Annotated in this window: 22 protein-coding genes, 2 tRNA genes and 1 pseudogene; 13 read left to right on the plus strand and 12 right to left on the minus strand. The window is 61.6% G+C overall.

Annotated features, from left to right (window positions below):
* The 4 genes from WCA85_RS19055 to WCA85_RS19070 form a co-directional block, all read left to right on the plus strand.
* A partial coding sequence (locus WCA85_RS19055) for a 3,4-dihydroxy-2-butanone-4-phosphate synthase (RefSeq protein WP_424066434.1) occupies window positions 1-730 on the plus strand: 730 nt, incomplete at its 5' end.
* A gap of 115 nt (window positions 731-845) precedes the next feature.
* Window positions 846-1,364: a 6,7-dimethyl-8-ribityllumazine synthase gene (ribH, locus tag WCA85_RS19060; RefSeq protein WP_424066435.1), complete on the plus strand. Its 519-nt coding sequence runs from the start codon at window positions 846-848 to the stop codon at window positions 1,362-1,364.
* Window positions 1,361-1,795 carry a transcription antitermination factor NusB gene (nusB, locus tag WCA85_RS19065; RefSeq protein WP_424066436.1) on the plus strand — a complete coding sequence of 145 codons (435 nt, stop codon included), beginning with the start codon at window positions 1,361-1,363 and terminating at the stop codon, window positions 1,793-1,795. The genes ribH and nusB overlap by 4 nt, the downstream gene beginning before the upstream one ends.
* A gap of 126 nt (window positions 1,796-1,921) precedes the next feature.
* Window positions 1,922-3,115 (plus strand): pyridoxal phosphate-dependent aminotransferase, encoded by a 1,194-nt coding sequence (locus WCA85_RS19070; RefSeq protein WP_424066437.1) that lies wholly within the window; start codon window positions 1,922-1,924, stop codon window positions 3,113-3,115.
* Window positions 3,116-3,200: 85 nt separating this feature from the next.
* Here the strand turns inward: WCA85_RS19070 and WCA85_RS19075 are convergent, their stop codons facing one another.
* Complete coding sequence (locus WCA85_RS19075; RefSeq protein WP_424066438.1) at window positions 3,201-4,352, minus strand: transglycosylase SLT domain-containing protein; 1,152 nt, start codon at window positions 4,350-4,352, stop codon at window positions 3,201-3,203.
* Between the two features lie 606 nt (window positions 4,353-4,958).
* Between WCA85_RS19075 and WCA85_RS19080 the strand changes: the two genes are divergently transcribed.
* A complete protein-coding gene (locus WCA85_RS19080) occupies window positions 4,959-6,527 on the plus strand; it encodes a UbiD family decarboxylase (protein ID WP_424066455.1) in 1,569 nt (522 codons plus the stop codon).
* Between the two features lie 92 nt (window positions 6,528-6,619).
* Entirely contained in the window at window positions 6,620-7,333 is a 714-nt protein-coding gene (locus WCA85_RS19085; protein WP_424066439.1) for a LysE family translocator, read from the plus strand.
* A gap of 108 nt (window positions 7,334-7,441) precedes the next feature.
* Here the strand turns inward: WCA85_RS19085 and WCA85_RS19090 are convergent, their stop codons facing one another.
* Entirely contained in the window at window positions 7,442-8,407 is a 966-nt protein-coding gene (locus WCA85_RS19090) for a threo-3-hydroxy-L-aspartate ammonia-lyase (RefSeq protein ID WP_424066440.1), read from the minus strand.
* 204 nt (window positions 8,408-8,611) lie between these two features.
* Complete coding sequence (locus WCA85_RS19095; protein WP_424066441.1) at window positions 8,612-8,920, minus strand: hypothetical protein; 309 nt, start codon at window positions 8,918-8,920, stop codon at window positions 8,612-8,614.
* A gap of 920 nt (window positions 8,921-9,840) precedes the next feature.
* Between WCA85_RS19095 and WCA85_RS19100 the strand changes: the two genes are divergently transcribed.
* From WCA85_RS19100 to WCA85_RS19110, 3 genes are all read left to right on the plus strand, one after another.
* Window positions 9,841-10,779, plus strand: a complete 939-nt coding sequence (locus WCA85_RS19100; RefSeq protein ID WP_424066442.1) for a Rossmann-like and DUF2520 domain-containing protein — start codon at window positions 9,841-9,843, stop codon at window positions 10,777-10,779.
* Window positions 10,780-10,856: 77 nt separating this feature from the next.
* Entirely contained in the window at window positions 10,857-11,177 is a 321-nt protein-coding gene (locus WCA85_RS19105; protein WP_424066443.1) for an EthD family reductase, read from the plus strand.
* Window positions 11,178-11,424: 247 nt separating this feature from the next.
* Complete coding sequence (locus tag WCA85_RS19110) at window positions 11,425-11,988, plus strand: YggT family protein (protein ID WP_424066444.1); 564 nt, start codon at window positions 11,425-11,427, stop codon at window positions 11,986-11,988.
* Window positions 11,989-12,153: 165 nt separating this feature from the next.
* On the opposite strand, the gene WCA85_RS19115 is transcribed toward WCA85_RS19110, so the two are convergent.
* On the minus strand, window positions 12,154-13,071 hold the full coding sequence (locus tag WCA85_RS19115; protein WP_424066445.1) for a hypothetical protein: 918 nt from the start codon (window positions 13,069-13,071) through the stop codon (window positions 12,154-12,156).
* A 688-nt stretch (window positions 13,072-13,759) separates the two neighbouring features.
* On the opposite strand from WCA85_RS19115, the gene WCA85_RS19120 reads away from it, so the two are divergent.
* A tRNA-Gly gene (locus tag WCA85_RS19120) sits at window positions 13,760-13,833 on the plus strand.
* Window positions 13,834-14,011: 178 nt separating this feature from the next.
* The gene (trmB, locus tag WCA85_RS19125) at window positions 14,012-14,821 is read left to right on the plus strand and encodes a tRNA (guanosine(46)-N7)-methyltransferase TrmB (RefSeq protein WP_424066446.1); all 810 of its coding nucleotides are present in this window, start codon (window positions 14,012-14,014) and stop codon (window positions 14,819-14,821) included.
* Between the two features lie 91 nt (window positions 14,822-14,912).
* On the opposite strand, the gene WCA85_RS19130 is transcribed toward trmB, so the two are convergent.
* The 3 genes from WCA85_RS19130 to WCA85_RS19140 form a co-directional block, all read right to left on the minus strand.
* On the minus strand, window positions 14,913-15,749 hold the full coding sequence (locus WCA85_RS19130) for an undecaprenyl-diphosphate phosphatase (protein WP_424066447.1): 837 nt from the start codon (window positions 15,747-15,749) through the stop codon (window positions 14,913-14,915).
* A gap of 79 nt (window positions 15,750-15,828) precedes the next feature.
* The gene (locus WCA85_RS19135) at window positions 15,829-16,413 is read right to left on the minus strand and encodes a DUF1439 domain-containing protein (protein WP_424066448.1); all 585 of its coding nucleotides are present in this window, start codon (window positions 16,411-16,413) and stop codon (window positions 15,829-15,831) included.
* A gap of 85 nt (window positions 16,414-16,498) precedes the next feature.
* The gene (locus WCA85_RS19140; RefSeq protein WP_424066449.1) at window positions 16,499-16,813 is read right to left on the minus strand and encodes a YkgJ family cysteine cluster protein; all 315 of its coding nucleotides are present in this window, start codon (window positions 16,811-16,813) and stop codon (window positions 16,499-16,501) included.
* A 257-nt stretch (window positions 16,814-17,070) separates the two neighbouring features.
* Here WCA85_RS19140 and hemN point away from each other — a divergent pair, with 257 nt between their 5' ends.
* Together hemN and WCA85_RS19150 are read left to right on the plus strand one after the other, a co-directional pair.
* Window positions 17,071-18,456, plus strand: a complete 1,386-nt coding sequence (hemN, locus tag WCA85_RS19145; RefSeq protein ID WP_424066450.1) for an oxygen-independent coproporphyrinogen III oxidase — start codon at window positions 17,071-17,073, stop codon at window positions 18,454-18,456.
* Between the two features lie 164 nt (window positions 18,457-18,620).
* Window positions 18,621-18,705, plus strand: a tRNA-Leu gene (locus WCA85_RS19150).
* Between the two features lie 165 nt (window positions 18,706-18,870).
* Here WCA85_RS19150 and WCA85_RS19155 read toward each other — a convergent pair.
* The 5 genes and pseudogenes from WCA85_RS19155 to WCA85_RS19175 form a co-directional block, all read right to left on the minus strand.
* Window positions 18,871-20,250 carry an amino acid permease gene (locus WCA85_RS19155; RefSeq protein WP_424066451.1) on the minus strand — a complete coding sequence of 460 codons (1,380 nt, stop codon included), beginning with the start codon at window positions 20,248-20,250 and terminating at the stop codon, window positions 18,871-18,873.
* A gap of 206 nt (window positions 20,251-20,456) precedes the next feature.
* The gene (poxB, locus tag WCA85_RS19160; protein ID WP_424066452.1) at window positions 20,457-22,181 is read right to left on the minus strand and encodes a ubiquinone-dependent pyruvate dehydrogenase; all 1,725 of its coding nucleotides are present in this window, start codon (window positions 22,179-22,181) and stop codon (window positions 20,457-20,459) included.
* A 111-nt stretch (window positions 22,182-22,292) separates the two neighbouring features.
* Window positions 22,293-22,472, minus strand: a complete 180-nt coding sequence (locus WCA85_RS19165) for a hypothetical protein (RefSeq protein ID WP_424066453.1) — start codon at window positions 22,470-22,472, stop codon at window positions 22,293-22,295.
* 19 nt (window positions 22,473-22,491) lie between these two features.
* A pseudogene (locus tag WCA85_RS19170) lies at window positions 22,492-22,677 on the minus strand (MFS transporter); the annotation flags it as partial.
* 30 nt (window positions 22,678-22,707) lie between these two features.
* Window positions 22,708-23,761: PLP-dependent aminotransferase family protein (locus WCA85_RS19175; protein WP_424066454.1), on the minus strand; the 1,054-nt coding region annotated here is incomplete at its 5' end.

Here is a 23,761-nt window from a genome sequence, read left to right on the forward strand (position 1 = left end):
GCCGGGCGGCGTGCTGGTTCGCGCCGGCCACACCGAGGCGGGCTGCGATTTCACGGCACTCGCGGGGCTCACGCCAGCCGCGGTGATCTGCGAAATCATCAAGGACGACGGCACGATGGCGCGCCTGCCGGATCTGATCGAGTTCGCCAAGGAACACAACCTGAAGATCGGCACCATTGCCGACTTGATTCACTACCGCAGCCGCACCGAATCGATTGTCGAGCGTATCTGCGAGCGCACCATGCAGACGGCGCACGGCCCGTTCCGCGCGGTGATGTATCTTGACCAGCCGAGCGGCCAGCCGCATATCGCGCTGGTGCGCGGCACGCCCACACCGGATCGCGAGACGCCGGTGCGGGTGCACGAACCGTTGTCGGTGCTGGACCTGCTCGAAGTCGGCGCATCGACGCACTCATGGACGCTGGATGCGGCAATGAAAGAGATCGCAGAACGTGATCTGGGCGTGGTCGTGCTGCTGAACTGCGGCGACTCGAAGGATCACCTGATCGATGTCTTCAAGGCGTTCGATTCAAAGGACAGGGCTGATGCACTCAAGCGCCGCCCGGTCGACTTCAAGACCTACGGCATCGGCGCGCAGATTCTGCGTGAGCTCGGCGTCGGCAAGATGCAGGTGCTGTCGAATCCCCGCAAGCTCGGCAGCATGTCGGGCTACGGCCTCGAAGTCACGGGCTTCGTGCCCATGCCGGGCTGCCCGACTCAAACACCCTGATGCTTTAATCGACAACGACAGTCGACAACGACAGCCACATCGACACAAGCAGCACAAAGCTGATCCGACCAATCAAGCGCGTTGGCGCCTAATCAAACGACACTACGGACTAACTATGGAAATCGGACAATATCAACCGAACCTCGACGGCGACGGACTGCGCATCGGCATCGTGCAGGCCCGCTTTAACGAGCCGGTCTGCAACGGCCTTGCGGACTCTTGCATCGAAGAACTCGAACGCCTCGGCGTCACTGGCGAAGACGTGCTGCTCGTCACAGTACCGGGCGCACTGGAAATCCCGCTGGCGCTGCAAAAGCTCGCCGAAAGCGCGCAGTTCGACGCATTGATCGCGCTTGGCGCGGTGATTCGCGGCGAAACGTATCACTTTGAACTGGTGTCGAACGAAAGCGGCGCCGGCATCACGCGTGTTGGCCTCGACTTCGGCATTCCGGTTGCCAACGCAGTGCTGACCACTGAGACCGATGAGCAAGCCGTGGCCCGCATGACCGAAAAGGGTCGTGACGCCGCACGCGTCGCGGTTGAAATGGCAAACCTCTCGGTCGCGCTCGAACAACTCGGCGGCGACGATGACGACGAAGAGGAAGACGAGGACGACGAAGAGGAACAAGCATGAAGAGCGCTCGCCGACGTTCCCGCGAACTGGCCACGCAGGGGCTGTACCAGTGGCTGCTGTCGGGTTCTCCCGGCGGTGAAATCGACGCGCAGTTGCGCGGCGCGCAAGGCTTCGACAAGGCCGATCACGAGCATCTGAATGCGGTGTTGCACGGCGTGATTCGCGATTCGGAATCGCTGTCAGCCGACATCGCGCCGTGCCTCGACCGCCCGATCGAACAGCTTTCGCCGGTCGAACGCGCGGTGCTGCTCGTGGCTGCGTATGAGTTGAAAAATCACCTCGACATTCCTTACCGCGTCGTGATCAACGAGGCTGTCGAACTCGCCAAGACGTTCGGTGGCGCGGACGGCTACAAGTATGTCAATGGCGTGCTGGACAAGCTGTCGGCGAAGCTGCGCGTCGACGAAACGCAGGCGGCCCGCAAGCACTAAGCCGTCATGCTGGTGGCGAGCCTGTCCGTGGCGTCTGTCTGCGGTGCTCGCCTGGGTGGACAGGCGGCGCTACGCGTCGCGTGCTTCTCACGCTGCATTTGAATCTGCACTTACTGTACTGACTGTATGAACTCCGTGACCGAACCATTGGTGCGGCTTGCTGCACGTGTCGACGCCATCCAGCCTTTCTATGTGATGGAGCTGGCCAAAGAAGCCGCGTTGCTGGAGCGCGAAGGGCGCGACATCATCCACATGGGAATCGGCGAGCCCGATTTCACAGCGCCCGAACCGGTTATTGAAGCCGCGGCGAGCGCCCTGCGCCGTGGCGTCACGCAGTACACCAGCGCGCTCGGTCTGCACGCGCTGCGTGAAGCGATCGCTGGGTACTATGCGCAGTTCTACGGCATCAGCGTCGATCCGGCGCGTATCGTAGTCACCGCAGGCGCATCCGCCGCGTTGCTGCTTGCGTGCGCGGCGCTCGTCGATCGCGACGATGAAGTGTTGATGCCCGATCCCTGTTATCCGTGCAACCGCCACTTCGTGGCTGCCGCCGAGGGCAAGCCTGTGCTGGTGCCGAGCGGCCCGGCCGAGCGCTTTCAACTCACCGCCGCCGACGTCGAGCGTCTGTGGAACGAGCATACGCGCGGCGTGCTGCTGGCGTCGCCTTCGAACCCGACCGGCACGTCGATCGAGCCGGCCGAGTTGCAGCGTATCGTTCAGGCCGTACGCGCGCGAGGCGGCTTCACGATCGTTGATGAGATCTATCAGGGGCTGAGCTATGACGCGAAGCCCGTCTCCGCGCTGTCGTACGGCGACGATGTCATTACCGTCAACAGCTTCTCGAAGTACTTCAACATGACCGGCTGGCGCCTCGGATGGCTGGTCGTGCCGCCCGCGCTGGTCGGTGCCTTCGAAAAGCTCGCGCAGAATCTCTTCATCTGCGCTTCGGCGCTCGCGCAACATGCGGCGTTGGCCTGCTTCGACCCGGATACGCTGGCGATCTACGAAGGCCGCCGCCTCGAATTCAAACGCCGGCGCGACTTCATTGCGCCGGCGCTTGAGTCATTGGGATTTTCTGTGCCGGTGATGCCCGACGGCGCCTTCTATGTGTATGCGGATTGCAGCCAGGTCGCGCACCCCGCGGCCGGCGACAGCGCCGCGCTCACCAAGGCAATGCTGCACGAGGCAGGTGTCGTGCTGGTACCGGGGATGGACTTCGGTAATCACGCGCCGCGTTCTTATATCCGTTTGTCTTACGCGACCGCTTATCCGAAGCTGGAAGAGGCAGTGGAGCGCTTGCGCGGGCTCTTCAACCGCTGACCGTAGGTTCTCGCTTCATCATTAAAAAAAGCACCCTAGGGTGCTTTTTCTTTTCGTGCTGTCTTGCTGAACCCAGGTGCTGAACTCAGGCGCCCATCTCAGGACCGGACGCGTGCTTGGTTGCATTGGCGTCATCATCCTGCGCCGGAGACTTCAGCGTGGTCGGCTCTGCCAGCGGGTGCGCTCCGTCGAGTGTCACCTGCACGCGCTTGGCCGGAGCCGCCGCCGTGTTGGCCGAAGCAGTCGTGGTGACCGGCGCTTGCGGTGCGTTGATTGGTACCTTGCGGCCACGCGCCACATCACGCAGACGACCACGTTCTGCCATCACCTTGGCGCCATAGCCGCCGTCGTCCTGGCTCGTCGAGCCGACGTACAGGCGCAGGCCACCCGGCAGTGTACCGCCACGGGCGATGCAATCCTTCAGGACCAGCGCGCCAACCTTGATGTTGGCGAGCGGATCGAGCGCCGCGCTCTGACCGCCGAAGTACTGGAACTTGTCCGAGTGCACCTTCGACATAACCTGCATCAGGCCTTGCGCGCCCACGCCGCTTTCAGCATACGGATTGAAGCCCGATTCGATCGCCATCACGGAGAGCAGCAGCAGCGGGTCGAGCCCGACTTCGCGGCCGGTGTCGAAGGCCGCCTTGACGAGTTCTCCGACCGGTTCCTGAGCCACGCGGTAACGCCGGGCCAGGTAGTTGGCCACCAGATCCTGCTCGCGGGTCGAGACCAGTACGCGGTCGTCGCGGGCGTCGGCAGCGACGCGTTGCGACGGAATCAGACGCGCCAGCGCGCTGATGCTTTGCACGGAGTGCGGATCGAGGGCGCTGAAGTCCGTGACGCCGAGGCCGCTCGTGCCACTGCCGTCGAAGGCGCCGTCATAACTGGTGTTGCTGGTGACGCCGTTGCTGGCGTCGGGGCTGTTGGTGCTGACCGTATTGTTCGAGGACAGCGTATCGTCAGTCGGCGCCGCGTTGGCGGGCGCAAAAGACGGCAACGGGTTGCCCTGCAGCAAACGGGCTGGGCCGGCCTGCACAGCGGCAGAAATGACCGGCATCAGCTTGGCTGCCAGGGTGCCGCGCCATGCGGGCATCAGCCACAGCGCGACTGCCAGCAGGAAGGCGAAGCCGCCCACAATGCTGAACAAGTGATGACTCACACGCGTTCCGCGACGCAAGACAGCGCGCATTGCTTGCGCGAGTCGCTCGTCGGGACGCCACGTTAACCAGGCGTTCATTCAGATCTCCCATCTTGCATGATCTGCGAACCCCGCCGAACAGGCCGGCATTACTACACGTTCGCAGAATCAAGACGTCGCGCGCTCTGGTTAGGGCGGCAGCGGCGTCGGGAATACGGCATAAAACCGTCGGTGGGGAGCCGTCTTGAAAACAACTCCGCGCCATGCCTTAAAAGCACGCACGCAGAGGCTCCCACGCGAAAAACCAGCGGCAGATTGCGCTGGCGAGGACTGCAAATAAGGCCGTCAAAACCTTGCAGGGGCCGTGCAGGAAATCGGTAAGCGGTGACGCGTTGCGTCGTAAGGACCGGGGGCGGGTGGTAAAAAGGTTCACGCCCTGCAACCAATGTGACCGGATTTTAGCAGGCTCAAATAGTTCGTCAACACTATAGAACTGCAAAAGTATAACTATTTGTAATAACGAACAGTGTTCAGTTGGATCAAACCCGCTCAGAGCGCGCCTCTCGGGCGAATTACACAATTACTCCGGTAACGTGCGCCAGACAACGCAGGTAAAATCGACAATCGATCCGGCGCGGCGATTGCCCCATGCTTGCCTGCTGCGCCCCCTTTCCTGCCGCGCTGCGCGGCCCTGTTCCCGACCAGATGAAATACAAAGACCTGCGCGACTTCGTCGGCCGTCTCGAGACCCTCAACGAGCTACGCCGTATCCCGCAAAACGTCTCGCCCATCCTGGAAATGACCGAACTGTGCGACCGCGTGCTGCGCGCCGGCGGCCCGGCGTTGCTGTTTGAGAGCAAACAGAGTCACGCGTTCCCGGTGCTCGGTAACCTGTTTGGCACGCCGCGCCGGGTTGCGCTGGGCATGGGCATCGATGCAGGGGCGCAGGAGGGTGACAGCGCCGCGCTGGAGTCGCTGCGCGACGTCGGACGCCTGTTGTCGGCCCTAAAGGAGCCGGAGCCGCCCAAGGGCCTCAGAGACGCCGGCAAACTGCTCACGCTCGCCAAGGCGGTCTGGGACATGGCGCCGAAGACAGTCAGCGCTCCACCCTGCCAGGAAATCGTCTGGGAAGGCGCTGATGTAGACCTCGCCAGACTGCCCATTCAGACCTGCTGGCCGGGCGACGCAGGGCCGTTGATTACCTGGGGCCTGACCGTGACGCGCGGCCCAAATAAGAGCCGCCAAAATCTAGGCATTTACCGCCAGCAGCTCATCGGCCGCAACAAACTGATCATGCGCTGGCTCGCGCATCGCGGCGGGGCGCTCGATTTCCGCGAGTTCGCCTTGCGCAATCCTGGCAAACCGTACCCCGTGGCGGTCGTGCTCGGCGCGGACCCGGCCACCATCCTCGGTGCGGTCACGCCGGTGCCGGACACGCTCTCCGAATACCAGTTCGCCGGGCTCCTGCGCGGCGGCCGCACCGAGCTCGCGAAATGCATCACCCCCGGAGTCGACACGCTGCAGGTGCCGGCGCGCGCGGAGATCGTGCTCGAAGGCTTCATCTATCCGCAGGAAGGCACGCCTGCACCAGCACCCGCGGGCGCACCGCCGCGCCCGGTCAAGGGGGCGAGTGCCGGTTACGAGCATGCACTGGAAGGCCCCTACGGCGACCACACCGGCTACTACAACGAGCAGGAGTGGTTCCCCGTGTTCACCGTCGAACGCATCACGATGCGGCGCGACGCCATCTACCATTCCACCTACACCGGCAAGCCGCCTGACGAACCCGCTGTACTCGGCGTGGCGCTCAACGAAGTGTTCGTGCCACTGTTACAGAAGCAATTCACCGAGATCACCGACTTCTATCTGCCGCCCGAAGGCTGCAGCTACCGGATGGCGATCGTGCAGATGAAGAAGAGTTATCCGGGCCATGCCAAACGGGTGATGTTCGGCGTGTGGAGCTTCCTGCGACAATTCATGTACACGAAGTTCATCGTGGTGGTGGATGAAGACGTGAATATCCGCGACTGGAAGGAAGTGATCTGGGCCATTACGACGCGCATCGATCCGGTGCGCGACACGGTGCTGGTGGATCGCACGCCTATCGATTACCTGGATTTCGCGTCGCCCGTTGCGGGGCTTGGCTCGAAGATGGGCCTCGACGCCACCAACAAGTGGCCCGGCGAGACCGATCGCGAATGGGGCCGTCCAATTGAGATGGACCCGGCGGTCAAGCAACGCGTCGATACGTTGTGGGCTGAGTTGGGATTGTAGTTTTGGCCTTTAAATAAGGGTTTTTCGCGGCGAAACTCGGTATGCGTCGCGCAGGATCTGAACAACAAAAATCAATTGGAGCAGTTGCGGTAATGCATGCCTTGTCGATGTTGTCGGACGGTTTTTTCCTGTCGCTTTCGTTGTGCCTTGATATTGGACTCGTCAACGTGGCGATCATCTCGCTCACGCTGTCGCATGGTTTCAAACCAGGTTTCTGGCTCGGCCTTGGGTCATGTTTCGGCGATCTGATCTACGCCGCGCTTGCTCTCGCCGGCATGGCAGCGCTGCTGCAGTTCGAAGCGGTGCGCTGGGTCGTATGGATTGGCGGCGCGGCTATCCTGCTGTTCCTCACAGGGAAGATGGCGCGCGAAGCGTTGTTCCCCGCATCAGCGCCGCCGGTGGAAGGCGAAGCCGACACGAGCACGCCGAAACTAAGCACGTGGCGCGGTTTCCTGCGAGGCGTGCTGCTGGCGATTTCGTCGCCTTCGGCGATCCTTTGGTTTGCAGCCGTGGGCGGCGCGTTGATTGCGAAAGCAGGCGCGACCACTGTGACCACGGCGCCAGTTTTTCTGGGCGGTTTTTTTCTCGGCGGACTGGGCTGGACGCTATTTATCTGCGGTCTCGCGAGTCACGGTCGCAAGCGCGCTGGCAACGGTTTGCTGCGCGTGTGCCACGTGCTGTCGGCGCTGCTGTTCGCGTACTTCTCGTATAGCGTCATCGTGAACGGCTACCACGATCTGATCGCAAAGACAGCGCAGACGACTGAGGCAGCGCGGGTAGCGCCGCCAGCGTCCGTGGCCGCTTGAAAACCGCCACCGCGCGTCGATCCAGGCACCCACGGCCGCCGTGAGACGCGGCGAGTCGAGCAGGCCGAAGCACTTCGGCCCCTGCCCACCCGCTCACTCGCTACACGCTCAGGCCAGAAACTGCCCAAAGCGCGCCAGATCGACGTTGCCGCCGCTCACCAGCACGCCCACACGTTTGCCCTCCACCGGGACGATGCCACTCATCACCGCTGCCGCCGCGAGACAACCCGTGGGCTCAACCACCATTTTCATGCGTTGCGCGAAAAAGCGCATGGTCTCGATCAACTGAACATCCGTCACGGTCACGACCGTCTCGACCAGGCGCTGGATGATCGGAAACGTGTAAATACCGAGATGCGTTGCGGCCGCGCCGTCAGCGATGGTGTGCGGCACCTCGATATGCACGATCTCGCCTTTCGCGAGCGACTGCTGCCCGTCGTTGCCAGCCTCCGGTTCGACGCCGATCACCCGGCAACCCGGGCTCAATTCAGCAGCCGCAAGCGCAGCGCCCGCAAGCAGGCCGCCACCGCCCAGGCACACGAACAACATATCCAGCGGCCCGGTTTCCTCGACCATCTCACACACGGCGGTGCCCTGCCCCGCGATCACATGCGGATGGTCGTAAGGTGGAACCAACGTCATGCCGCGCTCCCTGGAGAGCCGCAAGCCGATCTCTTCGCGATTCTCCTTGTAGCGGTCATAGATGATCACTTCACCGCCATAGCCCTGGGTGGCGGCAACTTTCGCCGCGGGCGCGTCGTGGGGCATGATGATCGTTGCGCGGATGCCGGCAAGGCGCGCGGACAGCGCGGTCGCCTGGGCGTGATTGCCCGACGAGTAAGTCAACACGCCGGCATCGCGCTGCACATAGTCAAAGTGGGAGATTGCGTTATAGGCGCCGCGAAATTTGAAAGCACCCATGCGCTGAAAATTCTCGCACTTGAAGAAGAGCGACGCGCCGGTACGTTCGTTGGCGGTGCTCGATGTGAAGACAGGCGTGCGATGCGCGACGCCCTCAAGATGCGCGGCTGCGTCAATGACATCGACGAAGGTAGGAGCGGGAAGCATTTGCATAGGCGGCAGACTCCGGAGCAATGGCATGAGCACGCATTCTCCCAGCTTCGGCCGCCGTTTGAAACGTCAGTTGTGTTATCGCCTGAAACGCAAACGGCGCAACGCGGCAATCAAGCCAGCGTTGCGCCGCAGAGGCGAAACGGTTACAGCAGGCTAGCGGCGCTGAACAGCGTCAGCACAAGCCGCCATCCCGCCTAATGGTGCTTAACGGCGATAGTAGCCGTGGCCGTATCCATGTCCGTAATAACCATGTCCGTAATAGCCGCGGTGATAGTAAGGATGGCCATAGTAGCCATACCCACCGTAGCCGTATCCACCACCCACCACCACGACTGGCGGCGGCGCGTAGACCGGGGGCGGTGCGTAATACACCGGCGGCGGCGCTGCATACACCGGGTACGCCGGTGCGATTGGCACGCCGATGCCGATACCGACAGACACATGCGCCTCGGCCGCGGTGGTCACGCCCACACCGAGGGCAGCGGCTACAACAAACGGAATGATCTTGTTCACTTTTCTTCTCCTGGCGCGCCCCGGCCGGGTGGCTGAGTCGCATTACATGCATCCTGTAAGACTCAATGTATCCAAAAAGGATCGGGGGAACTGTGCGCATTTGTTGCAAATTGCAATTGCTTTACGCGCGTCGTATTAGCTCACGTAGCGACGCGCAATTCGGCTTGTCCGCAAGGTCTCGAAAATCATGGAGTTGCGTGCTGTCGGGATTCGAAAACGGATGGTTTTACTGGGCGGCACGCCAATACCTCGGCTCTACCGGTAATCTTTAATTACAAATTCACTTCAAAACGCAAGAGTCACAGCGCGGCGCACGCCCGCTTCCTTCGTCACGTCTCGGCCGTGGGAGCCCTACGGCGCCCACGGGGCGGTAAACGCAAAATGCCCGGCGCAACAACGCACCGGGCATTTCTTACCTGCTCCAGGACAATTCTTCAGCCTACTTTGACGTACGTGAATTCTCGGGAGACGTTGGGAGGCACATACGCGCCGCTAATCTTTACGCGTGGCTTTAGACGCTTCTTTTGATCCCACCAGCGGCGGCGCTGCGAATGGGTCAAGAACCGCAAGTGCTTTCGGTAAGAGAAAATGCTCATCGTAGTGACCTCCCGAATCAGACTGCGAAACAGAGAAAAACCCGTGACAGCAACTGCCAACCCGCTTGACTAAAAGAAATTGTGAGCACATTTCGGGCCCGCAGGCTCAGTGCCGACGGATGATGCGAATCCAGCGCCATATCGCATACAAATTGATCCGAGGAATGCTGACCCGCGAGCCGTCGCTTCGACGCCTGCCTGAATGCGGCGCGAGCCTCGTCCAACGCAGGCTGAATAAGCAGTCCGGCGCAGCGGACGCCTTGCCTCCGAGCGAATGCGCGATACTTCAGCTTTCCCTTCAATGTGCTGTCTGGAGCAGGAATCATGTCCCAGTCCTCTTTGCCGCGCCTTGGCTTCATTGGCGCCGGACGGCTCGCCCGGTGCCTCGCGCTCGGGTTTTCGCGCGCCGGGTATGCCGTCACCGCCGTCGCTAGCCGCACGCAGGCCTCGGCCCGTCAGCTTGCCAGTCAGATTGACCGCTGCGCGGCGTATGACGACCCGCAAGAGGTCGTCAACGCCGCCGATATCGTCTTTTTAACCGTTCCCGATGACAGCATCGGTACGACGGCGAACACTTTGCGTTTCGATTGCGCCGTGACGCCCGGCTCAGGCCCGCGCGCGCTGGTTCATTGCAGCGGCGCCTCGCCCGTGGAACTGCTTGCGCCAGCGCGGACGCAGGGTGCGTCGATCGGTGGCTTTCACCCACTGTACCTGTTTAGCGGCGATCGCGCTGATATCGAGCGAATCCGGGGCTGTTCGGTGACACTCGAGGCCGACGGCGCGCTCAAGGAAGCGCTGACGGCGCTCGTTATCGCGCTGGGCTGCCACCCGCTGTCGATTCCGGCGGGCGGCCGGATGCTGTACCACGGCGCCGCCCACTATGCAGCCAGTTTCGCGCTGTGCAGCCTCGCGGAATGCGTAGCGCTCTGGCGCACTCTGGGTTTCGCCGAAGACGAGGCGCTGCGCGCCCTGCTGCCGATGCTGGCCGGTACGATCGAAACCGCGCGCGATAAGGGTTTGTCTGGCGCGCTGGCGGGCCCGGTGTCGCGTGGCGACACGGGCGTTGTGCGCAAGCAGCTTGAGCTCTTCGAAGGGCTGGGCGGCGATCATGCCGCCTTGTACGGACTGCTGAGTCGGCGCGCGGTCGAACTGGCGCGCCGCCGGGCCAAGCCGCCCGCCGCGATTGAAGCGATCGCCGAAGTGGTCGAAGAATCGCTCGAGCGTTCGGTGAATCACGTTCCGGCGGGTACTAGCGTCAAGTAAGCCGTGATAATGTGACGACCGGCGCGGCGCGCAATCCGCCTGCGCCTCGCTCCGGGACCAACCGACGAGAACATAAAATGATCAAGGTCAGCATCCTCTATCCGTACCGAGAAAACGGTCGCTTCGACGTGGACTATTACTGCGGCACACACATGCCGCTCGCCGCCAGGCTATTTGGCGCGGCCCTCAAGGGCTGGTCGGTGGACATCGGCATCAATGCCGGGCCGCCGGGGACACCGCCGCCTTACGTCGCCACCGGGCATTTTCTGTTCGACAGCATCGAAGCTTTCTACACGGTGTTCAAGCCTGCGGCCGAAACGCTTATCGCCGACATTCCGAACTACACCGACGGCGGCAACGGTTCCACTCTGATCAGCGAGATCAAGGTCAGCGTTTAGCCTGCTGCCTCGATTGACGTGTGTTGCTGCACCTGTTGCTGCACCTGTTGCTTCAAAGCACTCGCCTGCGTTTTGTGCCTGAAGCAGGCGCAGAGCGTCTGCTTCAGGCCGAAGCGCGATGCCGCCAGACACTGACGGCGTCGCGCGGCACCCGTAAATTCATGAACACGCTGGCACGCGCTCTGTAGCGTGGCGGCGCCCGGCGTCCGGTCCAGACCGGCCGCTACACTGATGGAAAGGACACGAGATGTTCGGCGATATCGCCCGTTTTCTGCTCAATACCGTTTTCACGCTGTTCGGTGCGGCGTTGCTGCTGCGCGCGTGGTTGCAAGTCGTGCGACTGCCGCCCTACAACCCGGTTTCGAACGCCGTGTTGCACGCCACCAACTGGATCGTGCTGCCGTTGCGGCGAATCGTACCCAGCACGCGCAGCATCGACTGGGCGAGCATTCTCGCCGCGCTGATTGCCGCCATCGTCTACGTGGCGCTGATGGTGGCCGTGACCGGCATGGACCCGCTCAGCATGTGGCCGACGTTGCTGATCGTCGCCTTGCTGACAGTCATCAAGTGGGGGCTCAACCTGATCATCTGGCTGACCATTCTGATGGCGCTGCTGTCGTGGCTGAACCCGCGCTCGCCGGCCATGCCAATTCTGTATCAGCTCACCGCGCCGTTTCTGAATCCGCTGCGCCGTGTGATACCGCAACTCGGCGGCATCGACCTGTCGCCGATCCTGCTGTTCGTTATCGTGCAGGTGTTGTTGATGATCGTCACCCGCGCCGCTGTGCAACTGACGTACTTCGTCATTTGAGCCAGGCAGGTTGGCTCATGTGCCTCGATGGGGCTGTAGCCGGCTGAAACGCTCTCCGATTGACGCCGCGTCGGCGATGGCCATGCCGTTGCTGCAGCGTCACGGCAACCCCGCTTGCAGAGCCGCCGCCTTTTCTAGAGGCGGCGGCTGCAAGTTACACTGCGTTTATTGCTTCGACACCTGCCCGTAGGCTAGTGCCGAGTTGTCCGCAGAATGGATCACAAAGAGGATCGTACGGGTGTAAAGGGTGCTGCCCGTAACAGGCAGGAACACGATCGCTGCGTTGCCCGACAGGGTCTTCCCTGCTACCGCGCAAGACCCGCCTGTCGTGCCGCTCGTCACGTTCATGGTGTACAGGTTCTGGCTCGATCCTGAAGTGGTGAGCATCAGCGTACCCGCTACCGCGCAATTGGAGATCGTGCCGCTAAGCGTGCCGTCGCTTCCAATGGTGAGCGACGTGCCGGTTTCCGCCCACGTGCCTGCCACGCTCGACTGCGTGACGGCCAGCGCGTTCGCCGCGTCATAGGTCCAGGCCACCGTCTGCGGTGTGCCGTTCGCCATGTAGGTACCGGCGAACGCCTGCTTGGCCGTATAAGTGCCGGAGCCCGAGCTGGCCAGATAGTACGTGGAGGAGCCGGGGTAAAAGTATTGCACGCCCGAGGTGAGCGTCCAGCTGGAGGCCGTCGCGGTGGCGACGCCGAAAAATTCCGCTGAGCCATATCCCGACACCGTGCTCAGGTACGAAATATTGTCTTGTGGATCGATGAACGCGGTCGTCTTGTCGTAGCCGCTACCCGTTGACCAGACGCCTTGAGCGCCTGTACCTGTCGCTGCGGTCGACCCGGCTTGCGGGCTTGTCAGACTCGGCGGCGTCTCGCCGGTGACGGTGGGCGTCGACGCTGCGGCGGGTGCACTTGCCGCCGTGTCCGGGCCTGCCGTTTCAGGTGCGCTTGCTGCCGAAGGCGATGAAGCGCTACTAGAGGCGGATGTGGCCGCCGGACTGGAACCGCCGCCCCCACCGCCACAGGCCGTTAGAACAGGCGCCGCAAGCAGCGACGACACCAAAGTAGCGTTGTTTTTCATATCTGCTGTTTTATATAGGCGAGCGCGGCCTCTGAAAGCCATCTACTCATGCCATTAGTTAGATTGATCTCGATTTTTCCCGTAAGCGTCAATTCGAGTCACCGCTTTAAAAATCCACTTGACACGATCAAAAGACATGGATTTTTTGAAAATTCGAAATGACGCTAAAGCTGTATACGGCGGAATTTCCGTAGGCTTTAGTGTGAAGGCGTAAAGCGTTTTAATTCATGAGATTGAAAAGGCGCGCTTGATGCGCAATGCCTTAAACCAAGGCATACGGCACAAACCCGAAAGCCAAACAGGGTGAGGCTCTCGGGTTTGGCTGGCCCTCTGTCATTACGCATTTTTATGCAATTTGAATACATCGCTGATTCGCCGGTGGTTTGAGATTGCCATCGTGTTACTCATGCTATTAGATCGACCAACCAGCATGACAATCAATCACCATCGTGATTAAAGGTTAGGCATTAGAGAGCGTTCGTTACGAAATGCATAATATGATCGAGATGTCAAAAGTCTCACGAATACCTCGCATCACATTCCCCCGTTCACTACTTGTCAATTCGGTCACGCCATACACTGGCCCGGTGCCTGACGCTCCGGCCATGACGAACAGCGGTTCCCACGCCACCCGCCGGGCCCGCCGATTTGCCTAAACCGTGCGACTCCGCGTAAAATAGCGTGCTCTGCGGGCGTCGTATAATGGCAATACCCTAGCTTCCCAAGCTAGAGCCGTGGGTTCGATTCCCATCGCCCGCTCCACATTCCGCTGATCCTTAACGGGGATCCAGCACGAGAGCCGCCTCCACGTAGGCGGCTTTTTTGTACTGGCTGTACTGATGGCAGTCGCTTGTGGCGACGTTGCAGTCGCGCCCAACCGGTGCACCCAGCGGCGCCTCTACCGCCCTCACTCTTGCCGCTACCCGCGTAGCCATCGAAGATGATCCACGAACCGAATCAAGCCGGCCAATCCGACGCTCCTCAGTCCAACAGCGACGAGGACGCAAACCTCAAGCCGTGCGCCACTCAGGACAATCCGGACGAAGGCACTAGCGACGAAGCAAAGGAAGCGCTACGTCTGCGCCGCATCCGCAGTTTCGTCACGCGTGCCGGACGGGTCTCCACGGGCCAGCGCCGGGCCATGGATGAACTCGGTCCCCGCTTCGTGATGCCTTACGCGCCGCAAGCGGCCGACTGGGACGCCGTATTCGGTCGCCACGCGCCCCGCATTCTGGAAATCGGCTTTGGCATGGGGGCGACGACAGCGGAAATCGCCTCGCACCGTCAGGGCGACGATTTTCTCGGGGTCGAGGTCCACGAGCCCGGTGTCGGCGCTTTGCTCAAACTGATGGGCGAACAGCAACTGTCGAATATCCGCATCATTCAGCACGACGCAGTTGAGGTACTCGAGCAGATGATCGCGCCGCAAAGCCTCGACGGCGTGCACATCTTCTTCCCGGATCCGTGGCACAAGGCGCGTCATCACAAGCGCCGCCTGATTCAACCGAAGTTCGTCGCGCTGCTTGTGTCGCGTCTGAAGCCTGGCGCTTATCTGCATTGCGCCACCGACTGGCAGAACTACGCCGAGCAGATGCTCGAAGTACTCGGCGCAGAGCCCGCGCTTGAAAACACCGCCGATGGGTACGCGCCGCGTCCGGACTATCGTCCTGTGACGAAATTTGAGCGACGCGGGCTGAAGCTAGGTCACGGTGTCTGGGACCTGGTGTTCAAACGTCGCGCTGGCGACTAAGCCCGTCCCCTAAAGCAAAAAGGTCCGCACGCACGCGGACCTTTTTTGCTTCTGGACGCGTCTGGACGCTTTGAACGTTAGGCCCAGTGGTTCACGCCGACCAGTCGAGCGCGTCGCTATATCCCACCACCAGGATCAACAAACCAAAGCCGATCCGGTACCACGCGAATGCCGTGAAATCATGCGCCGCGATGTAGCGCAGCAGCCAACGCACGCAAGCGAACGCGCTCACAAACGCCGCGACAAAACCGATCGTGAACGTGCCAAGCGCATCCGCCGAGAGCAGATGCCAGTTCTTGAGCAACTCGTAGGCCGTCGCGCCGAAGATGATGGGGATTGCGAGGAAAAACGAAAACTCCGTGGCCACGCGCCGCTCGAGTCCAAACAGCATGCCGCCAATGATGGTCGAGCCTGAGCGCGACATGCCGGGAATCAGGGCGAAGCATTGTGCGAGGCCGACTTTCAGGGCATCCAGCGCGCTCAGTTGGTCCACATTCCGCACGCGCGGCGGCAGCGCGCCACGGGCACGCTGCCGGGCCTCCGCCCACAGGATCACCAAACCACCCGCAACCAGCGCGAGAGCCACCGGCACCGGCGAAAACAAGGCGCTTTTAATCGCTTTCTCGAACAGCAAACCGAGGACAACCGCTGGAATCGTCGCAATGATCACGTTGACAGTGAAACGGCGCGCGTCCTGACGCACCGGCAGCCCCGTCAAGACGCTGCCGATACGTCGGCGGAACTCCCAGCACACCGCCAGAATGGCGCCCAGTTGAATCACCACGTCGAAGGTTTTTGCATGTTCGCCGCTGAAGTTGAGCAGGCTGCCCACCACGATCAGATGGCCCGTGCTCGAGACAGGCAAAAACTCGGTCAAACCTTCGACGATCCCCAATATCAACGCCTTACCTGCCAGTATCCAGTCCATCCGCGCCCCTCATTACCATCAGTGGTAGAAGCAGGGCTGGCTCAGTTCGCAACGCACGGCCCCGTTGGCCGCGCGCCCGTCATTTCTCGACGATTTGTACGCGTATGCCGTTTGTAAGGATTGTGATTGTACCGGGTTCGTAGTTCACACCGGCAAATTGAAGCTGTTCAGGCTTGAATGTGTAGATCGGGTAGTTAGTCAGCAACTGCGTGGCGAGTGCCGCAGCGCCTTCGTTGATCTGCTGCGAGTACGCCTGCGCGCCGCCGCTCACGCTGACGTTATCCACGGTAGGCGACTTGAGCACCACGGAGCGGCTGGCGGCGTCGTAGGCGAGTTCGCTTGATAGCGTGAACACGCCATCCACGGGTTGCTGCAGGAATGGGCTGGCGAGATGCGCATTGAGCCGCACCGACAGACGGTTGGTATCCGGCAGGAAGCCCACCACCGGATCGGTCAACGCTACGTTGAACACCTGCGAGAGGGTTCGCTGATACGGAAATTTGCGCTGCACGGCGTCCTGCACCTGCTGCTGCGAGAAGGTGTAATGCGACGGGATAAACGGAAAGGTCGAAGCCGCGCAAGCCGCCAGCGACACCGTAATGCCCACCGCGGCACCGGCCGCCAGCAGGAAGCGGCGCCGCTTCGGCGCAACGGGTTGAGTCATGCGAAATTTCCTCCTGGAACAACCGCATCAATGCGGGGATCGAAATGGGTTCGTGCACGCAACGCCGCAGCGCGCCTTCAGTGGTTCAGTTGGTTAGCGGACAATTAAGTACCGCAGGCTGCGTCAGCGTTTCAAGCCGCGTGAGCCATAGAAGCGCCTCGTTACGCGACGTGCCGCACATGTCGCCTTGCGGCTGCAGGCCCGAACAGCAGGCGGGCCGTTCCGGCTTGCCGAAAATCGCGCAGCGCAGATCGTCGCCCAGTTGCACGCAGCGCACCCCCGCCGGCTTGCCGTGCGGCATGCCCGGAATCGGACTCGAGATGGACGGCGCAATACAACACGCGCCGCAATCGGGGCGGCACGCATGACCGGAAACATTGAACGGAGATTCGACTGGCACCACACTCTTCCTGGAACACTCATACGGGCATCGGGCATGCACGGACTGACGGCGGCCCAACGCACGCCAACCCTGCATTGTGCCATTGCCATGCGTGCGACCTTTTTACACAACGGCGACCTGAGGCCCTCACGTAAACTCGACCAATACGAAAGGCCACGCTCAAGAGGCGCCTGCCCCGTTCCATCTGGTCTTGGCGGCCTGCAGGTTTCTCCGCGACATCCGCATCGCTGGCGTGGCGCCCAACCGAGCCGCCCATGACCCTCGCCGATTCCCTGTTTCACCCAGACCTGCTCGCCAAATACAGCGCCAACGGTCCACGGTATACGTCCTATCCAACCGCCCTTCAGTTCCGCGACGATTTCGATAAGGCCGACTATCTGCGCGCCGCCGCCGAACCCGGCACAGGGGCTACGGATCTCTCGCTCTACTTTCACATTCCGTTCTGCGACACGGTGTGCTTCTATTGCGGCTGCAACAAGGTCGCCACCAAAAACCGCGCTCACGCGCGTCCGTATCTGGACCGACTGAAGCGCGAACTCTCATTGCAGGCGGCTTGCTTCGACACCACGCGACCGGTATCTCAATTGCATTGGGGTGGCGGCACGCCGACGTTTCTGTCGCATGATGAAATGACCGAGCTAATGGCGGCCACGCGAGAACATTTCACGCTGAGCCCGGACGCGTTGGGCGAGTTCTCGATTGAAGTCGACCCGCGCGAAGCCTCCGCGAAAACCATCGTGCATCTGCGCAATCTCGGCTTTAACCGCTTGAGTATCGGCGTGCAAGATTTCGATCCGGTGGTTCAACAGTCCATCAACCGGATCCAGCCGCTCGAAATGACGGCCTCGGTGATGCACGCGGCGCGCGCTACGGGGTTTCATTCGATTGGCGTCGACCTGATCTACGGGCTGCCGCATCAAACGGTCGACAGCTTCATCCGGACGCTCGACATGATGCTCGCGCTCGCGCCGGACCGGCTTTCGGTCTTCGGCTATGCGCACATGCCCAAGCTCTTCAAAATGCAGCGACAAATGGACGCCTCGGCCCTGCCATCGCCGGCGGTCCGGCTGGCGCTGTTGCGGCTCGTGGTCGAACGGCTCACCAGCGCCGGCTATGTGTACATTGGCATGGACCATTTCGCCTTGCCCTCCGACGAACTGGCAATCGCCCAGGCGCAGCGCACCTTGCACCGCAATTTCCAGGGATATAGCACACGTGCGGAATGCGATCTGATCGGCTTTGGCGCGTCGTCCATCGGTAAAGTGGGCGACGTGTATGCGCAGAACGCCAAAGATCTGCCCGGCTATGCCGCCGCGATCGACGCCGGGCGCCTTGCGATTACGCGCGGCGTGAGGCTCACTGCAGACGACCGGCTGCGACGCGACATCATCACGCAACTCATGTGCAACCTCGAACTGCGCTTCGACGAATTCGAAGCGGCCAACGGCATCCGGTTTGCGCAGACATTCGCGTCTGAACTGGAGCGACTGCGCGGGTTTGCGGATGACGGCCTGCTGTCGATCGGCGCGGACAAACTCGAAGTGCTCACGCCCGGACGGATGCTGGTACGTAACATCGCGATGGTGTTCGACCAGTATCTCGGGCAACAGAGCGCGGAGCGGTTTTCGCGCACGGTGTAGTTTCGGGTCGCGGCACGGGCAGTTCCGCACAGTCAATGCACCAACCCGCGCAGATGACGCGTGACGGTCGCCGGTGCACCAGGCAACTTGCCCAGCGCGGCAATTTCAGACATAATCTGCGTTTCCCGCCGCGCGCAGCCCTATGCGCACGTGTCGCAAGACAAGCCCAGGTGGTGAAACAGGTAGACGCAGGGGACTCAAAATCCCCCGCCGCAAGGCGTGCCGGTTCGAGTCCGGCCCTGGGCACCAAGACATCGCATCATGCTGTTCCAGCAAATCCAAAACCCGCGCCGATCAAAATGATCACGCGGGTTTTGCGTTTCTACTGCTCCGGCCACAAAAACAAACCCGGGCCCTCATCCCTGTGAGCCCGGCTCAAACATCCCGTACCTGCAAGCAATCCCAAACGCAGCGTTAATCCCCCGCCCGCGCCAACCCACCCGCCGTGCGCCGCCGCTTCACCACATACCCCACCCACATCAGCACTAACCACACCGGCACCAGCCACACCGAAGCATTCAGCCCCGGCGTCATCGCGAGAATCACCAGAATCATCGCCATGAACGCCAGACAGATCCAGTTGCTGACCGGAAACCAGAATGACCTGAACACCAGCGTCTGCCCTGCCTGCACCATCGCCTTGCGCGACTTCAGATGCGTCAGACTGATCAGCGACCAGTTCAGCACCAGCGCGGCCACCACCAGCGCCATCAGCACGTCGAGGGCTTCCGCGGGAATCAGGTAATTGATGATCACGCAAGCAAACGTCGCCAACGCGGACACGCCAATCGCCAGATACGGCACGCCCCGGCGATCCACCTTCATCAGTGCGCGTGGTGCATTGCCCTGTTCCGCGAGGCCATACAGCATGCGGCTATTCGCATACACGCCGCTGTTGTAGACCGAAAGCGCGGCCGTCAAGACCACCACGTTGAGAATATTCGCGGTTAGCGTCGAGCCGATCTGCGAGAAGATCATCACGAACGGGCTGCCGCCTTCGGCCACCTGATTCCACGGATACAACGACAGCAGCACCAGCAACGAGCAGATGTAGAAAATCAGAATCCGATAGATCACCTGATTCACGGCCTTCGGGATGCTCTTGCCCGGATCGTCCGCTTCAGCCGCAGTGATGCCGATCAACTCCAGCCCACCGAACGAAAACATGATCACGGCCAGCATCATGAAGAGGCCATGAAAACCGTGCGGGAAAAAGCCGCCGTGGGCCCAGAGGTTAGTGACCGAAGCCTGCGGTCCACCGTGGCCGCTAATCAGCAGATAAGCGCCAAACAGGATCATGCCGATCACGGCCACCACCTTGATGATCGCAAACCAGAACTCGGTTTCGCCATAGGCTTTCACATTGGCCAGATTGATGGCATTAATGGCCACGAAGCACACCAGCGCAGAGAGCCACGCGGGGACCCCTGGCCACCAGAAATGGACGTAGGTGCCGACCGCCGTCAACTCGGCCATGCTCACGAGTACATACAGCACCCAGTAATTCCAGCCCGACAAAAAGCCCGGAAAATCACCCCAGTATTTGTATGCAAAGTGACTAAACGAACCGGCAACCGGTTCCTGCGCGACCATTTCGCCGAGTTGCCGCATGATCATGAAGGCGATGATGCCGCCTATCGCATAGCCCAGGATCATCGACGGCCCGGCGGCCTTCAACACGCCCGCCGAGCCGAGGAACAGGCCGGTGCCGATCGCCCCGCCCAGCGCGATCAACTGGATGTGACGGTTCTTCAGCCCGCGCTTCAGGCCGTCTTGCTGCTCTGGACTATTCAAAATTGCGCCCCGGTATTTGCATGTCGATCACCTGGACAAACGGGTGGCTTGACCAGGCAAAGCCCAACATTTTAGCTTGCCGGAACTGAACCACATACCAGGCGCAGCCAGCAGCGGCGCGTACAGCCTGCCTTCGTACAAGCATGACGCGTGTCCGTTTCACGCGTCATGCTTGCCACCGCTCGCGGGCCGTCAATGCAATGCAACTACCGCAGATTAGTATTCACCAGTTCCACCACCTCATCACCGCGCCCGCTCAACACCGCACGCAGCATGTAGAGACTGAATCCTTTCGCCTGTTCCCATTGGATTTTCGGCGGCATCGCCAGTTCATGCTTCGCAGTGACCACGTCGATCACAGCCGGTCCAGGATGCGCGAAGGCGTCACGCAACGCGCCTTCGATTGATTCGGAATCCTCCACACGTACGCTATAGATTCCTGCACCCTTCGCGATGGCGGCAAAGTCCGTGGCACTGAGATCGGTGCCGGTATTGAGGTAGCCGCCCGCCTTCATCTCCATGGCCACGAAGCCGAGCACGCTGTTGTTGAACACTACTACCTTGATGGGCAGATCGAGTTGTCGCGCAGTGAGCAGATCACCGAGCAACATCGACAGGCCACCGTCACCCGAGAGCGAGACCACCTGACGCTTCGGTTGCGCAGCCTTCGCACCCAACGCCTGCGGCATCGCATTGGCCATCGAACCGTGATTGAACGAGCCGTGCAAGGTGCGCTTGCCGTTCATCGTCAGATAGCGCGCAGCCCACAGCGTCGGTGTGCCGACATCGACCGTAAATACTGCGTCGTCGTCGGCCACTTCGTCGACCATCTTCGTCAGATACTGTGGATGAATCGGCTTGCCCGGGGCGGATGGAGTGGCGAGATCATCCAGCGAGAGCCGCGCCGCAAAGTAATGTGTGCGCGCTCGCTCGACAAAGTCACGGTCGGTCTTGCGCTTGAGTTTCGGCAACAGAGCCTTCAAGGTCGCCTTGACGTCGCCGATCAGACCCATCTTCAACGGCGTGCGCTTGCCGAGCGCGCTACCGCGCAGATCGATCTGCACGACGTTGCCATGTGCCGGATAAAAGTTGCGATACGGAAAGTCCGTGCCTAGCATCACCAGGGTGTCGGAGGACATCATCGCGTAGTAGCCCGAGCTAAAGCCGATCAACCCGGTCATACCCACGTCGTACGGGTTGTCCCACTCCACGTACTGCTTGCCGCGCAATGCATGGACGGTGGGCGCGGCTAATGCATCAGCAAGCGCCACTACTTCGTCATGCGCGCCGGCGCAGCCGCTGCCGCATAGCAGCGTCACGCCTTCGGACTCGTTCAGCAGATCCGCGAGGCGGTCGATATCCGCTTCCGACGGCATCAGCGTCGGCGGCTCCAGCATCGCAGACCACGCCGGCACTTCGTCGGGCGCTTCGCTTAGCGCGACATCGCCCGGCAACACGATCACTGCGACGCCGCGCTGCTCGATCGCCGTGCGCATCGCAGTGGCGAGCACGCGTGGAAACTGCGACGGATTTGTAACTAGTTCGACATAATGGCTGCATTCTTTGAACAGCTCTTGCGGATGCGTTTCCTGAAAGTATCCGAGGCCGATCTCCGATGACGGAATATGCGCGGCAATCGCCAGAACCGGTTGATGGTTGCGATGGCAGTCGAACAGGCCATTGATCAGGTGCAGATTGCCCGGACCGCAACTGCCCGCACATACCGCGAGCTTGCCGGTGGCCGCAGCGTCAGCGCCGGCAGCGAAGGCGGCGACTTCTTCGTGCCGCGTATGCATCCAGCGAATCGTACCGAGCCGGTACAGGCTGTCGGACAAACCGTTCAGGCTGTCGCCCGTCACGCCCCAGATACGCTCAACGCCCGCCGCGCTTAGCGTCTTCGCCAGAAAGTCCGCAATGGTCTGCTTGCTCATACTTTGCTCCGTCAGTTTAAAGAGACGTTCAGAAAAGATGCTGTTCAGACACATCAGCGCGCAGGGATTGGCGCACGCCCGGATGAAACGGGACGGATCAGCGTGGCAGCGCTACGTCCAGACATCCTGAAGATGGACGCGACAGCGCACTAAAAAGTTCGCCTCCGGCCGGCTGAGCAGCAGCATGAGGAAACGCCCACGCATGTCGCGCTGTGCAGCGCGCTTTGCGTCGGGCTTGAAGCGTTTCGCCATGATGCCACCATCTCGGAAAGAAGCGACGTTGAAATCCACCGCGTTCAGCGTGACGTACTCATGCCGCTGCGGTCCCTTCAGGAATCTGGCTGAGTTGCGCCGCGGGCGAAATCACGATGATCAGCGCCTGCACGAGAAAGGCGCCCGCCGCCGTGATGAGACACGCCCCGATCCCCCAGTGCCCGCTGATCCCGGCGCCCAGCAATGCGCCCAACGGTCGCGCTCCATAGGTTGCCGTACTGTTTGCGGTGTTATTGCTGAGGTATTAGCAAGCTCACGGCGCATAGGACGACGCCATGCCACTTTCGAGCCCATGATCGAGCGTAGTGCGAATGATCGACAACCCGCGCGCGAGCGCTTCGCGCGACGTCGCTCCGGTCATACAGATACGCACCGCGTGCGGCGCCGCGTTCCGGCCAATCACAAAACTGTCAGCGGTCTTGACCAGCACACCCTCGTGGCGCAGTGCCGCGGCAAACTCCGCCGCACGCCACGGCTCCGGCAGCGGCAGCCAGATGTGCGAACTGGTGGCCGCATGACGGTATGGCACCCCATCGAGCAGTTCGCGCGCCAGTTCGTGCTGCGTCTCGATGTGGGCGCGCTGCAGACCATTGAGGCGCTCCATCTCGCCGTTCTCGATCCAGCGCGACACGACTTCGGCCATCAACGGCGCGGTCATCCAGCAGTCGCTGCGAATCACCGCGGCGATCTTCGAACCCCATGCGGAGGGCGCCTGCAGATAGCCGATACGCAAACCCGGCGCAACGGACTTCGACAGGCCCGCAATCAGAAACGATTGTTCCGGTAGACGCGTCGCCAAAGGCTCGGGCGGCGAATCCAGCAGCATCGCCGGGACGAGGTCTTCGATCAGCAGGACGCTGTGCCGCTGCAGAATCGCCGCAACCGCGTCGCGCCGCTCGTTGGACATCGTCGCGGTGGTTGGATTGTGAATGGTCGGCACGCAAAAGATGGCGCGCGGATGCAGCGACTTGCAGGCCAGTTCCAGTGCCGCAGGCACCAGACCTTCGCCGTCGATTTCGACGCCCACCAGGTGCAGCCGCAGTTGCCGCGCTAGCGCAATGATGCCCGGATAGCTGACGACTTCAGCCAGCACGGTGTCACCGGGTCTTGCAATCGCTCGCAGCACCGACGCCAGCGCGTGCTGCGCGCCCTGCGTGACCAGCACGCGCGACGCACTCGCAGGACTACCGGCGCGCCCAAGCCATGCGGCTCCCGCCAGACGGTGCCGCATCGAGCCGGCTTCCGGCGCGTATTGCAGGAGTTCGGCGGTGAGCCGTTCGTCGCTGGCAATCTCGTGCAGGGTGGCC

Origin of the sequence: Paraburkholderia sp. (assembly GCF_049581445.1) — a bacterium.
Taxonomy (GTDB): Bacteria; Pseudomonadota; Gammaproteobacteria; order Burkholderiales; family Burkholderiaceae; genus Paraburkholderia.